Below are 13,809 nucleotides of genomic sequence, written 5' to 3' on the forward strand. Positions count from 1 at the left end.
CGTCGCAAAGAGAATTGATCAGATTTCAACGTATCAGGTTTTATGTTATAACGATAGCGTTAACAGCTATATTAAATAACTGAGATTATAGGTTGCAACAATCTCGTGGTATGCCTCCGTTACGTGGAGACGACACACTGTCCGCTGGGCAAATTGTGGCATTTGAAGAGGTATAGAAATGGACTGGAGCTCTTTTATTCAAGGTGCCTTCGGAGGTCTTTTAATAGGCTTGTCCGCAGTGATGCTTATGGTCACATTGGGACGTATTGCAGGCATCAGTGGGATGGTATCTGGTCTGATCTTTGATCGGTTTACTGCGGAGTCTGCCTGGCGACTGGCATTTGTGCTGGGCCTTATCAGCGGGCCTCTGTTGTTGGTTGTCCTGAACGGCTCGCTTGGAAATGTGGCGGGCAATCCGGAAGCCGTGGTCGGCGCGCCCATCGGTGGCGTGCCGCTGATGGTCGTGGCTGGTTTGCTGGTGGGCTTGGGGTCTGGTATCGGCAACGGTTGCACCAGTGGGCATGGTGTTTGTGGTATCGCCAGGCTATCCCCCAGATCCATGCTGGCAACGCTGGTTTTCCTCCTGACGGGTGTTGTAACCGTCTACGTCGTCAGACTCATGACAGGACACTCTTTATGAAACTGATTTTTGGTTACCTGGCTGGTTTGTTGTTTGGCCTGGGTCTGGCTATCGGCGGTATGACTGACCCCCATCGTGTTCAGGGGTTTCTCGACGTCTTTGGTAACTGGGACCCAACGCTCATATTTGTTATGGGCGGAGCGGTGATAACAACGTTTATCGGCTACCGATTGGTGTTCCGTCGTCAGGGCCCTCTTTTCGCAGAAACGTTTATCGTGCCCGCACGTCGTGATATTGATACCCGTTTATTGATTGGTGCCGCTGTGTTTGGGATAGGCTGGGGTCTATCAGGTTATTGTCCGGGCCCAGCCTTTGCGTCAATAAGCGGTATAACCTGGCCTCTCGTGGCGTTATTGCTGTCGATGGTCGTCGGTTGGTGGTTGGCTCGCCGGGTCTGAGGTAGCACAGCATAATTTGCCTGCTGGGGTAAGATGGCGATTTTTTGACCACGTCAGCATTCGGCGGCTTTCTCGCATGGATGCCGAACACAACACTAGGCACATCATACGATGTCGCGAACAATCATAAACTGGGCACCCAGTCCGATGATGAATGTGGCTGCAACCGTCGCAAACACCACGAATCCCAGCCATGCATCAAGCTCAACGGATGCAGAATCCCCTCCCCTGTACATCGGCACAACAATGCGCAGATACACTGCCAGCGACAGTGCACTATTGATGATCGCCACCACCGCCAGCCATGTGAACTGGACGTCAATGGCTGCCGCAAACAGAAGGAACTTGCCGACGAAACCTGCCAGTGGCGGAATGCCCACCAATGACAGCAGGAAGACTACCATTGCGATGGCAATCAAAGGCCGCGACCGGCCCAGCCCGCTAAAATCGTTCAGAGTGCGCCCGGCTATGGCGGCAACCGCGAAAGCGCCCAGGTTCATAGCCGCATAGGCGACGGCGAACAGAATGATCGATGGTAAGGCCAGCTCACTGGAGCCCACCGCGAGGATGCCCAGCAGGAAATAGCCGGACTGGGCAATCGACGAATAGGCCAGCAGCCGGATGACGTTATCCTGCACCAGTGCCGCAAGATAGCCATAGGTCATGCTCAGCACGGCCAGCCCCGCCATGACCGCAGCCCAGCCGGTTTCCGGTGGCAGGTGACGAACCACCTGAGTGAGCGCAAACAGGGCGCCAATCTTGGGCACGACGGATAGGTAGGCGGCAATGGACAGTGGCGCGCCCTCGTAGGCGTCGGGTGCCCAGAAGTGGAACGGAACCAGTGATGCCTTGTAGCCCAGACCCACAACCACAGTCACGAACCCGAGAATCACGGCCAGCGGCATGGTATCCATGGCCGGCAGATCGGCGATCAGCGTAGAGCCGGAGGCACCGAACCAGTAGCTCAGGCCGAAAATCATGATGGCAGTGGTGACTGAAGCGAACACAAAGAATTTCATGGCCGCTTCGGTCGCCGGATCAGTATCCGGATAGGCAACCAGGGCAAAGGTGGCCAGGCCGGTCAGCAACGTACCCAGCACCAGAAACATGGAGTCCCCTGCCCCCGCCAGTACCAGAGCGCCCAGAGTGGAAAAGATCAGCAGGCTGTAGACCGTACCCTCGCGGGCGCTGCCCCGGACATCCACCCGCGCCAACAGCATCGAGAGCACCGTAGCTGGTAGCAGGATAAGCTTGGCCCAGATGCTTAACGTATCGATGCGGAAACTGCCGCCAAATACCGTTGTGTCTGTGCCGAGCAGGCGCAGGGTCAGCCCGGTGCCAACGACCAGGCCGATGACGGCAATGATCAGCGAAATCCGGGGCTGTCGCAGCATTTCCGCAATCAGGGCACCAACAGCCGTCAGCAGAACGGCAATTTCTGGAATGATTAATGCGAGATCTCGACCCATTACAGCACCAGTGCCGAAGTAGTCCGGTGAATGACGTCCAACACCCAGGACGGCGCCACGCCGGTAGCGACGGTCAGCGCCAGCAAGGGCGCAACCGCGAGAATTTCCCTTGGGCTCAAGTCCGGCATTCTATTCCAGCGATCCCGGGGTTCACCCAGAAAGATTTCGCGCAGGGCCTTGAGAAAGGTCCCGGCGATAATGGCAATCCCCAGAATCACCACAACCGCGACAGGAGTGGTGCCCAGAGTCGCGAGGAATATCTGGAACTCCGCCGGGAAGTGCGCGAGGCCTGGAAGCCCCAGAGACGCAAAAGCCGCCAGCACAAAGAACCAGCCAAGCAGTGGAACCGTTTTGAGCAGGCCGCCAAACTCGTTCATTTCCCGGGTATGGGCGCGCTCCTGAATCATGCCTACCAGCAGGAACAGGGCCCCCGTGACCAGGCCGTGGCTGAACATCTGCAGCACGGCTCCATCCAGCGCGACGGCACGCACCGACGGGTCCAGAGTCAGTGCGGCAACGGCGACGCCGACAATGACGTAGCCCATGTGGTTGATTGAGGTATAGGCCACCAGGCGCTTGAGATCAGTTTGTGCCAGGGCGGCAAAGGCACCGTAGATTGCGCTGACGACACCGAAAAACAAAACAACGATGCCGGCATCGCGGAGGGCGTCAGGGGTCATTTGCAGGGCGAACCGCACCAGCCCGTATGTGCCGAACTTCAGCATGATACCCGCCAGGATGACGCTACCAACGGTCGGTGCCTGAACGTGGGCCGCAGGCAACCAGGTATGCAACGGTATCGCAGGAATCTTGACCGCGAAGGTAATCAGCATGGCGATCAACGCCCACATGGCCGCCGCCCCCTCCAGAGGAGGATTGGCAATCCACGCCCGCATATCGAAGGTGGGGTCGGGACTGCCGAGGTAAAGCCCCAGAATTGCGAGCAACAGTGGCAGGCTGCCCAGCAGGGTGTAGATAAAGAACATCAGGGCGGCCCGCTGCCGGTCTTCATGTCCCCATCCGGCAATCATGAAATACATCGACACCAGGGAAACTTCGAAGAAGACGTAGAACAGAATGCCGTCCAGGGCGGTAAAGGTACCGATTGCCGCGGTTTCCAGAAGCAGGATCAGAGCTACGTAGGCACGCGGACGGTCGCGAAGCGACGACGCATAGATCAGAGAAACCAGGAAAAGCACGGCACTCAGCAGCACCAGCGGCAGGCTGATGCCATCAACCCCGACCCGGTAGGCGGCGCCAATGGCCGGCATCCATACCAGCTCTTCGACCTGGGAAAAGCCGTCACCACTCACGCCCTGAAGCCACATGGCCAGAGCGCCGACCAGGGTCAGGGCGGCACTGACGATCGCTATGCTGTGCACCGTCCGCGCCGTCGGCTTCGGCAAACACAGAATCAGCACAGCGCCGACGAGTGGCAAAAACAGGGTCAGGGATACAAGTGGTAACATGAGTACAGGGTTCCTTTAGACACTCAGTGAAGCTGAAAACAGGATGGCCAGGAGCACAGCGGTGGCTACGGCGCTGATCGCCAGGCTGTGATGGATCAGGCCGCTTTGCAGGGTTCTCGCCCGCGCGCCGAGGTCCCGCACACCGGCCACGAGGGCAAAGATCAGGCCGTCGATACCACGCTCATCCCCGCTGCGAACCCAGCGACCCACCGCCAGATTGGCGCGGCCGACGCCAAGTACGGCCAGATACAAACGTTGTTCCAGTCGCTCGCCCCCACGGGCAATGCTGAGAGCTGTATGACCAATGGCAAGCGCGGCCGCGTACAGATGATCCTCCAGACGGTCACAGCCCCGGGCAACAGCCATTGCGGGCCGGCCTATCCAGGCGGTAAGCCCGCCCGCGACCTCCAAACCCGATTCTGCCCATTGATGGGCAGGTCCAAGCAGGCGCTGGACCGGCACCAGCCAGCCCAAGGCCAGCCCGACCAATGCGGCGACGAGCCCCAGCACTATGGCGACGGTACCTGCGGTTTCCGGAGCGGGCAGATCAAGTATTGTTTCCAGGGGACCAAAGGCCAGACCCAGGCCAGCGGCGGGGATCGCCAGACCCCAGATGCCAGCGCGCATCCAGCCAGTACCTTCTACCGGCCGGCTGTCGCCCGAGCCCTGCCAGAGCACCCGTAAAGCCCGGCCCATATAGGCGCCGGTAAGCAGAGTGCCCGCCAGAGCCAGGGGGCCGAGCCAGGCGGCGCCTTGCCCCGACAGCGCGGCAGCAATTACCGCATCCTTGGAAAAGAACCCGCTCAGCGGTGGAATGCCCGCCAGTGCCAGCGCTGCCAGCGCAAAGCCGGCAAAGGCCCAGGGCCTGGCGCGGCCAACGCCTTTCAACTGATCAAAAGCGGTACCCTCGCGGGCATGTTGAAAGTCACCGGCAGCAAGAAACAGGGTGCTTTTAATGGCAGCATGGGCGAGAAGGTGCAACAGCGCGGCTGTCGGAACCCCGGCGCCCACTGCAATCAGCATCAGGCCGTACTGACTGGCCGTGGAAGCCGCCAGCAGGCGTTTGAGATCACGTTCGGCAAGCGCAATCACCCCGGCCGCCACCGTGGTGATACCACCCACAAGCCCTATAGCGAAAAGCGCTTCAGGACTCAGCAGCGTCGCAGACCGGATCAGCAGAATGGCGCCCGCCGCCACCAGCGTGGCCGAGTGCAGCAGCGCCGAGACCGGTGTCGGGCCGGCCATGGCGCGCATCAGCCAGTCCTGCAGGGGAACCTGGGCCGACTTACCCATGGCCGCCAGCAATAACAGCAGGCCGGCGGCGGTCGAGGCACTACCGCCAACTTCCAGAGAGGCGGCGATCTCACTGGTACCTGACGACCCGATGAGTATGAATATCGCCACATAAAGCCCGAGATCGGCGCTGCGGGTATAGAGAAAAGCACGGCTGGCTGCGTTTGCGGCTTCCGGCCGCTGGAACCAGAAGCCGATCAGCAGGTAACTGCAGAGGCCGATGAGTTCCCAGGCCGCCAACAACAGAACCCAGTCGCCAGCCAGCACCAACGCCTGCATCGCCGCCAGGAACAGCGACATTACGGCATAAAAGCGCGCCTGGCCGGACTCCCGCTTCATATAGCCGATGGCATAAACCAGAACGAAGGTTCCGACCGTGGCCACTGCCACACTCAGCAGTGCCGTCATCGGACCCGAAACCAGGCGCAAGGGCATGTCCGGCAGCCCGGGTAGAAGCAGGGTTTCGGCCTGGCCGTCAAGGGCTCCGGCCAGCAGCCGGACACCGCCTGCCAGGCTGAGCGTCGCGCCAGCCAGGGCCAGCGCAGCGCTGCCACGGCGCAGTATCAACACCGCCAGGGCGGCTATCAGCGGTGGCAATATCGGCAGAAGCACTGCACTCATCCTTTCAGGTCCTCCGCTTCTTCCATCTCGACTGAGCCCTTGGCCCGGAAGCGCGCAATAGCAACGCCAAAGCCGACCGCCATCTCCAGTGCCATAACCGTCATCACCACCAGCACAAACATCTGGCCGGAATAGGCTTCCGGATGCAGAAAGCGCCAGAAAGCCACCAGATTCACCATGGCGCCTGCCAGCATCAGCTCCACGCCCATCATGATCATCACCAGATTGGTCTGTGACAGTGCACCGTAGACTCCGATACCAAACAGGATGGCGCCGGTCACAAGCGCCAATATCAGAATCATGGTCATTCCGATGCCTCCTTGTCGTCTTTACTTGACAGGTTCTGCACCGGTATTGCCACTGCCGTGGCGGCAATCATTGCGGTCAGGATGGTGATACCGGCGGTCTCAAAGATCATCATCGAGCGCCCGAGCAGTTCCATGCCCAGCGCCCGTGTCTGCGCTTCCGCGTCCACCACCTGCTCCGCTGCGGGGCCCCAGTCGGACAGCAGCGCAACGGCGATGGCGACAACGGCGGCACTCACCCCGGCACCTATCGAGAAGCGCTTCTGGTGGCTCATATCCATACCGCCAAGCCCGCCGGGATCCATCATGAACATCACCATGAAGATGGCCATGATGCTCATCTCGGTGGCCATCATCATGATCTGCAGCACGCCCAGGAATTCGGTTTGCATCGCCAGGAACAGGCAGCCGACGGCGGTCATCGAAAACAGCAGTGCCAGTGCGGAACGCATCATGGACGAGGTGCGAAACACCACCACGCCGAAGCCAATGGCAGCCAGCCCGAAAACGGCAACGAAAAAAGCCTGTGCATACATCAGGGAACCACCAGAATCAGTAAGCCGACAATAATGATATTGAGCAGTGCGAGGGGAATACCCAGGACCCAGCACCACCGCATCAGATCCGCCTCGCGGATGCGTGGCAGATAGTGGCCGACGAGCAGCATCGACACGGCCACGGCCAGGGTCTTGATCAGGCTCCAGGCCCAGGGCGGCAGCAGCGGCCCATGCCAGCCGCCGAGATAGAACACCGTGGTCGCGGAGGCCAGCGTAACCACCAGCGTCAGCCGGGCAAGGCGAAGCACCGCCAGGCGTACCCCGGTATACTCAGCGTCGACACCGCCGCCAAGCTCCCCCTCTGCAGAAGGCAGGTCGAAAGGGGCGCGGAATGCCAGTGCCATGGCCGCAATATAAAACAGCACGAAGCCCAGGGGCTGGTAGACGATGTTCCATAGACCCGCTTGGGAGCCAACGATCGCAGTGTTTACCAGGGATTCGGCACGCATGGCCACGGCCGTGATCGGCATGACAATCAGCATGGAATAGGCAATAAGCTGGCCCAGAAAGCGCCAGCCACCGATCATCCCGTAGGCTCCATCCGGCCCCCAACCCGCCATGATCACCGCGACGAGCACGTAGGCCAGGGCCGCGTTCACAAACAGTGCGCCAGTGCCAAGGTCCGCAATGATCAGGTCCGGCGCCAGCGGCAGGACTGCCATACCGAGCACGGCGACAACCAAAAGAAGCACGGGCGCGGCCTCGAAGAAGACCCGGTCTGGTGAGCGCGGTACTATGGACTCACGACCGAGGTGAGCCAGGCCGCGAAACAGAGGCGCGGCCGGACTCAGACGCCCAGTCGCCATCCAGCCCTCAATCACAGCCAGCAGCCAGGCGCTGCCAAGCAGCGCGAGCAAAACAATAGCGACGGTCACGAAGTCACCTCCCAGGGCGAAAGATCCAGTGACCCGACTGCCAGCAGCGCATCGCCCAGTTCCTGGCCCTCGACAAGCTTAGGGACCAGGCCGATATGCTGACTACAGGCGGTGTCCAGCTCGTATGACTTCACATGGCCGCGCTCCAGTTTCAGACTTAACCGGGCCTCGCCGCGCGGAGTGTCAACGGTGGCCTCACCGGTTCCTGACACATCGCCAACGTCGCGCAGAACCGGCAGCTCCGGTTCCCCGCCCGACTTTATAAGGTCAAGGCTGGCCGAAATTTCGGCCAGGCGTTGCCACAGGCGCGCCCAGGCATCACCGCCTTCATCCGCAGCACGCGCTACGGGCCCGCGCAGACCAAAAGAGTCCGTTGGCAGTAGGCCGACACCCTTAAGCCGAGATTTGAGCAAAGGCGTTCGCCCGAGGCGGATAGTTAATTTGTGCAGCGCTGGCTCCAGTGCAGCAAGACTGTCCCTGTTAGCCTCTCTGACTTGCAGTTGCAGAGTTGCTGCCCGTTGCGTCAGCCAGGCAAAGCCGAGCTGGCGCCCTAACTGAGCCAGCCAGCCAAGGTGACTGGCGATGCGCTCACGCTCAAGGGCGCCGGTGCGAGCACCGGCGTTTGCCGAATCGTCCTCCAGCCCTGCCGCTTGCTCTATTGCCAGACAGACTAAAAGACGGTAGCTCACCGGTGCCAGTGGAATTGCGGCTGACAGATACCCAATGAAGGTCTCGGCATCCATCTCTTCACTTTCTTCAATATTCTCACCTTCGCTGGTCACCCCCACCAGGGAGGTCGCCTGCCCCTCCGTTACGCCGTCACCATCAAGGGTCAGCGTCAACTTCAGTCCGCCGGGCAAGCCGGGGAAGACCGGACCGAACGGCACCTCAAGCCAGTCCATCTGCAGGCCATCGGCGCTGCGTGGCAGATCCTTGGTGACTTCAATCATCGACATGAATCCCGAGGCGCCATGATCGTGGCCACCGTGATCGTGCCCTCCATGCTCATGCCCACTGTGATCATGCCCGGAATGTTCATGTTCTGAATGGTGTTTGTGATCATGATGACTCTGATCCTCATGATCATGGCAATGCTCGTGCTCGTGCTCGTGCTCGTGCTCGTGACCATGATGCTGGTGTTCGTGATCATGCTGATGTTCGTCATGATGGTGTTCATGATCATGATCGGGCGCCGACTCACCCGCTTCGCGTGCTACCAGATCCATGCCACATTTGGGGCAACTGCCCGGCTCGTCTTCGACAACTTCCGGGTGCATAGGGCAGACGTACTCGATTTTGACGTGCAGGACGGAGGCATCAAAATCCTCCGCTGAAGTAGCGAAGGCACCTTCCGCCAGTGCCCGCTTCAGCCGCCCAACCGCGTCGGCCAGTGCCTCTTGGGAAAGACCGGCCGATACATCAGCGCCTGGTAAAGACGATGGAGTCGTTCCACCGAGCACGATAATAGTGCGCGGGCGGGGCATCTGCGCATAAAGCACCGCTGCAACCTCGCCCATTTTTTCTGAAAGCCCGCCGACGATCAGAAGCACATTCGCATCACGGGGTGAGGCGCCGACACGCATGCCGGTGGCACTCACATTCAAGCCATGCGCCAGAGCGACATCCTGTCCCGGGACGATGAGACAACTCAGGTCACGCGCAAATGCACGGGAAACCCACTTCTGAAGAGCGGCAAACCGTGTCTGCCTCTGACGCGAACCTGTGGTGTTAATGGGATGATCAGAAGTCATTGACGCCTCAATGCCCCCTGACTCCAGCCATAAAGCAGGCCCAGAAAGAGGATGGCAAGAAATACGCCCATATCATACAAAGCAACCAGCCCTACTTCTTTGTACACGACGGCCCATGGGTACATGAACGCCATTTCCATATCGAAGGCCAGGAACAACAATGCGTAACCGTAGTAACGCGCGTGATAGCGCCCCCACACCGGATCCCGCGACAGCACACCGGAGCTTGCCGGCACATCCTTGCCCGGCTCCCCGCGCGCAGAGCCCATCACGCGCACAAACCCGTAAAGGCCCAGGATGGTAGCCACGATGCCGACCACCAGGGCAAGTAAAAGACTATACAGTTCCAAAAAACTCATTATCCAATCCTCGGATCGAGCAACCAAATAGCCCCTCACTCTCTTGCCAGGATGCCCGATGAAAATAATTCCCGGGTACCCTACTCCAGTCCGTGATGCTTCCCTTCGTATAATTTAACATTCCTGATCTCGCCTCCCTCATTGACCAATTCGAAATTATTGCCAGACAAAGGCTTTATCTTGTTACAGGAATAGTTGCGACCGTAGACAGATGTGCAAAATTTACCGTCTTTCACCTCCCATCTTCCAATATAATGGGTAAGGTTTCCCTGTTGTTCACGATACTTGGTCATTCCATAGATCGACCCATCGGGATCATAGTACTCATGAAAGGTTCGAGTGCGAAAATTGTCTTGGGCATCCCGAAATACCATTTGCACCGTGTTTCCGACGACGACATTGGCAACATCTTCGCCCGAGAGAATCTCATCAGCCTGTAAATATGGCGCTTGTAAAAACAACAAAAACACGAATAGTCTAAAGCTATTTGCTTTCATCCTGATCCCTCCCGCTTTCGTTCAACAATTGGTGTCACATCAACGCTGGCGTCTAGTCCTATCACAGGGTTACAAAAAGCTCAACGATCCAGTTATCGCCGATTAGTGGTGATCACGGACATGCGATTCTTCATGTTCCGAGCGCAGAAACTTCTTCAGAAAAATATGCTCTGCTGCGACGATAACAATCATCGTAATTACCGCCACGCCAATAACAAACGGATCACTATTCAGTTTGACCCAGACGAAACCCACGAGTACGAGCAAATCCAGGACGATAGCAATCGCTGGCACCCACGCCTTTGCCTTCACATCGTCGCGCAAATGACAAAGAACTCCCCAGTGAATGGCAATATCCATTACCAAATAGAACACAATGCCCAGAGCGGCAATCCGTGAGAGGTCAAAAAACGCCGTCAGAACGAGCCCGAGAACCACCGTGTAAACCAACGTGTGCTTCTGGATACTGCCAGGCATACCGAAATGACGGTGAGGAACCAGCTTCATTTCAGTCAGCATGGCCAACATACGCGAGACGGCGAAAATGCTGGCCAGAATGCCACCGGCGGTGGCCGTCATAGCAATCGCCACCGTGAACCAGACCGCATACTCGCCCAACGCCGGACGCGCTGCGGCCGCAAGCGAATAGTTCTGCGTTTCAATGATTTCACCCAGCGACAGATTGCTGGCAACCGCAAAACCCACCAGGGTATAAATCACTACGCAGGCCGCGATGGAAATAATGATCGCCCGCCCCACATTCCGTTTGGGGTCGATTACCTCGGAGCCACTGTTGGTAATCGTGGTAAAACCCTTGAAGGCCAGTATTCCCAGCGCCGTCGCACCCAGAAAATTACCCGTTGCTCCGGCTTCGCCCGTGCCTGAAAAGTCTACTGCGAGGTTATCAGTAATCCAGATACCCACAATTCCGAAAATCAGTATGCCTCCAATCTTTAACACGCCTATGAAAGACGCTACGCTCTGAATCATCCGGTTGCCGAGTAGATTGATCAGAAACGCTGCCATAATGAGGGCTACGCCAAGAATCGGCACCATTCGGCCGCTTTCATCGCCACCGAACAGTTGCATGGTGTAAGATCCAAAGGTTCGGGCCAGGAAGCTCTGGGCAATTACCATCGAGAAGTACATCAGCAACGCGTTGAAAGCCGTCGGCAACCGATCACCGTATGCTTTGTGCAAGTACATACCGATACCGCCGGCGGAGGGGTATGCATTTGAAATCTTGATGTAGGAATAGGCGCTGAAACTGACGATTATCGCCGCGGCCAGAAACGCCAATGGAAACAGAGTGCCCGTCATCTGTGCCATCTGCCCGGTCAAAGCGAAGATACCGGCACCAATCATCACCCCGGTACCCAGCATAACGGTTCCCGTGAGTGTGAGACTCCCCTCCTGATAGCGAGTGGTTCGGTCCTGCTCCCTGCTCATTCGCTCTCCTGATACTCTTATTCAAAAACCTGACATGCCACCGAAATCTGACGGAGCATTTCGAACATTTGACCTACATCAAATCCTGAAAAAAAAGCCAGGGGAAGACCCTGGCCCAAGACACCACGGTCAGAACACGATACGAGCACCAATCACGGCAAACCAGTCTTCTCTACCACCGCCGTCTGCCTGCGCAAAGTCCGCCGTATCACCATACTTACGCTCATGCACCACGCCCAAGTATGGCGAGAATGCCCGGTCAACCAGATCATAACGCACCCTGAGGCCGGTTTCCGTGGAAACCAGCCCTTTACCAACGCCAATTTCACGATCCTCACTGAATGCGACCGTCGCATCCAGTGTCGCCCCGAGGATCCAATAATTGGTGAGTAATAATTCATACTCCGCATCCAGCTCAGCGGACGTCTCACCTTCATTGCTCACATACAGATTTGCATCGATCTCAAACCATTGGGGTGCCAGCCCGGCGACACCGAGAACGGCATACGTACGGTCCGGCCCTTCGGGCGTATCGAAACGCACACCCGCTTTGGCGTCGAAAAACCTGGAGATGGGGATCTGGCCGACCAACTGGTTTTCCAGTGTTTCGTAGGCCTGCTCCTCGATCTCGTACTCCCCGGTTGTGAGCAAGCGGACTTTAAACTCGTCGGTGCCATAAAAAGCATCCGCGTTCCAGACGCCCAGTTCCTCGTTATCGTCGCTGTAGCGGTATTCAAACTCCTCGAACTGAACACCCCAGGTTTTGAGCGGCTGCTTGCGAGCAGTGGTGTCGGAGATCATTTCCTGAGCTGTCACCGCCGTTGAGAAACCAGCAGAGGCAAGGAAACTGACCGCGACAAGTGATCGAATACAGCTCATGCCTCACCTCCATCTTCAGCAATCACGTCTGTTTTGGCCTGCGGCGACTCTGGCCCACCTTCAACAATCACCTTACGGAACATACCAGCGGCCGCGTGGTAGGACAGGTGACAGTGGAACGCCCACTGGCCTGGCTCATCAACCTCGGTTTCCATGTACACCGTAGTGCCCGGGTTCACGCTAACGGTGTGCTTGATCGGGTTCCACTGGCCTGCGCCAACATCAAGGATGGACCACATACCGTGCAGGTGCATGGGGTGAGTCATCATGGTTTCGTTGACAAATTTGAAGCGGACCCGCTCACCGTATTTGAGACGAATCGGATCGGCGTCTTCATACTTGACGCCATTAATGCTCCAGGTGTAACGCTCCATATTGCCGGTCAGGCGAAGCTCGATCTCCCGGGTCGGTTCGCGGTCTTCATACAAAGGATCCTGAGCCTTGAGGTCAGCGTAAGACAGGAATTTACCGCCATTAGCAGCTTTGGGCATGAGGCCACTGCCCTTGGCGTAGAAAGGATCGTTTGCTTCTTCTTTCCCCATCGCCATGGAACCATGGTCCATGCCAGACATGCCGGACATGCCAGACATGCCCGAATGATCCATATCTTTCATGCTGGAATGATCCATACCTTCCATATTGGAATGATCCATGCTGTCCATGTTGGAGTGGTCCATCCCCTCCATCGAGGAATGATCCATCCCGGACATGTCACCCGAGTCACCCATATCCATGTTTCCGTGATCCATGCCTGCCATGCTGCCATGGTCCATGCCAGGCATGCCCCCCATATCAGCCATGGTCAGGCGCGCTGGTTCACGCATTGGTGGCACGGACCCTTCCATACCCATTTCGGGGGCCAGCGTAGCCCTTGCATAGCCTGACCGTCCCATGGATTCAGCAAAAATGGTATAAGCCTGCTCATCTTTCGGGCGCACGATCACATCGTAGGTTTCCGCTACACCGATCCGGAACTCGTCCACACTGACCGGCTGAACATTGTTGCCGTCAGCCTGGACAACCGTCATATCCAGACCGGGAATCCGGATGTCGAAGTAGGTCATCGCAGAGGAGTTGATGAATCGCAGCCGGATCCGCTCACCCGGCTCAAAGAGTCCGGTCCAGTTCTGGTCCGGCCCTTTGCCATTGATCAGGCCCGTAAAGCCATGCACGTCTTCGACGTCTGCTTTCATCATGCGCATGCCACCCCAGGCCATGCGATCCCGAACTGTGTTCATAAAACCGTT

14 protein-coding genes are annotated in these 13,809 nt (G+C 57.9%); 2 read left to right on the plus strand and 12 right to left on the minus strand.

All coding sequences use genetic code 11. The features are described 5' to 3' along the window. The first annotated feature begins 283 nt into the window (after window positions 1-283). Window positions 284-640 (plus strand): YeeE/YedE family protein, encoded by a 357-nt coding sequence (locus tag AXW11_RS14805; protein WP_323133279.1) that lies wholly within the window; start codon window positions 284-286, stop codon window positions 638-640. Continuing rightward, window positions 637-1,038 (plus strand): DUF6691 family protein, encoded by a 402-nt coding sequence (locus tag AXW11_RS14810; protein WP_041334514.1) that lies wholly within the window; start codon window positions 637-639, stop codon window positions 1,036-1,038. Before AXW11_RS14805 ends, AXW11_RS14810 begins: the two co-directional genes overlap by 4 nt. 104 nt (window positions 1,039-1,142) lie before the next feature. On the opposite strand, the gene AXW11_RS14815 is transcribed toward AXW11_RS14810, so the two are convergent. The 12 genes from AXW11_RS14815 to AXW11_RS14870 form a co-directional block, all read right to left on the minus strand. Further along, on the minus strand, window positions 1,143-2,507 hold the full coding sequence (locus AXW11_RS14815; RefSeq protein WP_041334511.1) for an NADH-quinone oxidoreductase subunit N: 1,365 nt from the start codon (window positions 2,505-2,507) through the stop codon (window positions 1,143-1,145). Then, complete coding sequence (locus tag AXW11_RS14820; protein ID WP_075194528.1) at window positions 2,507-3,976, minus strand: complex I subunit 4 family protein; 1,470 nt, start codon at window positions 3,974-3,976, stop codon at window positions 2,507-2,509. Before AXW11_RS14820 ends, AXW11_RS14815 begins: the two co-directional genes overlap by 1 nt. Before the next feature lie 15 nt (window positions 3,977-3,991). After that, entirely contained in the window at window positions 3,992-5,890 is a 1,899-nt protein-coding gene (locus AXW11_RS14825; RefSeq protein WP_062372457.1) for an NADH-quinone oxidoreductase subunit 5 family protein, read from the minus strand. Beyond that, window positions 5,887-6,198: an NADH-quinone oxidoreductase subunit NuoK gene (nuoK, locus tag AXW11_RS14830; RefSeq protein ID WP_036206236.1), complete on the minus strand. Its 312-nt coding sequence runs from the start codon at window positions 6,196-6,198 to the stop codon at window positions 5,887-5,889. The genes AXW11_RS14825 and nuoK overlap by 4 nt, the downstream gene beginning before the upstream one ends. Then, the gene (locus AXW11_RS14835; protein ID WP_041335190.1) at window positions 6,195-6,731 is read right to left on the minus strand and encodes an NADH-quinone oxidoreductase subunit J family protein; all 537 of its coding nucleotides are present in this window, start codon (window positions 6,729-6,731) and stop codon (window positions 6,195-6,197) included. The genes nuoK and AXW11_RS14835 overlap by 4 nt, the downstream gene beginning before the upstream one ends. Further along, window positions 6,731-7,627 (minus strand): complex I subunit 1/NuoH family protein, encoded by an 897-nt coding sequence (locus AXW11_RS14840; RefSeq protein WP_091642416.1) that lies wholly within the window; start codon window positions 7,625-7,627, stop codon window positions 6,731-6,733. Before AXW11_RS14840 ends, AXW11_RS14835 begins: the two co-directional genes overlap by 1 nt. Next, window positions 7,624-9,378, minus strand: coding sequence for a heavy metal-binding domain-containing protein (locus AXW11_RS14845; RefSeq protein WP_258955197.1), 1,755 nt, complete (start codon window positions 9,376-9,378; stop codon window positions 7,624-7,626). The genes AXW11_RS14840 and AXW11_RS14845 overlap by 4 nt, the downstream gene beginning before the upstream one ends. After that, window positions 9,375-9,737, minus strand: a complete 363-nt coding sequence (locus tag AXW11_RS14850) for an NADH-quinone oxidoreductase subunit A (RefSeq protein WP_036206228.1) — start codon at window positions 9,735-9,737, stop codon at window positions 9,375-9,377. Before AXW11_RS14850 ends, AXW11_RS14845 begins: the two co-directional genes overlap by 4 nt. An 80-nt stretch (window positions 9,738-9,817) precedes the next feature. Continuing rightward, complete coding sequence (locus AXW11_RS14855) at window positions 9,818-10,234, minus strand: hypothetical protein (protein ID WP_036206225.1); 417 nt, start codon at window positions 10,232-10,234, stop codon at window positions 9,818-9,820. Window positions 10,235-10,336: 102 nt separating this feature from the next. Further along, on the minus strand, window positions 10,337-11,683 hold the full coding sequence (locus AXW11_RS14860) for an APC family permease (RefSeq protein ID WP_091642419.1): 1,347 nt from the start codon (window positions 11,681-11,683) through the stop codon (window positions 10,337-10,339). A 129-nt stretch (window positions 11,684-11,812) separates the two neighbouring features. Continuing rightward, window positions 11,813-12,562 (minus strand): copper resistance protein B, encoded by a 750-nt coding sequence (locus AXW11_RS14865; protein ID WP_036206219.1) that lies wholly within the window; start codon window positions 12,560-12,562, stop codon window positions 11,813-11,815. Continuing rightward, window positions 12,559-13,809: multicopper oxidase domain-containing protein (locus AXW11_RS14870; RefSeq protein ID WP_286792439.1), on the minus strand; the 1,251-nt coding region annotated here is incomplete at its 5' end. The genes AXW11_RS14865 and AXW11_RS14870, both read right to left, overlap by 4 nt.

The organism is Marinobacter sp. Hex_13, from assembly GCF_001566815.1.
GTDB lineage: Bacteria > Pseudomonadota > Gammaproteobacteria > Pseudomonadales > Oleiphilaceae > Marinobacter > Marinobacter salarius.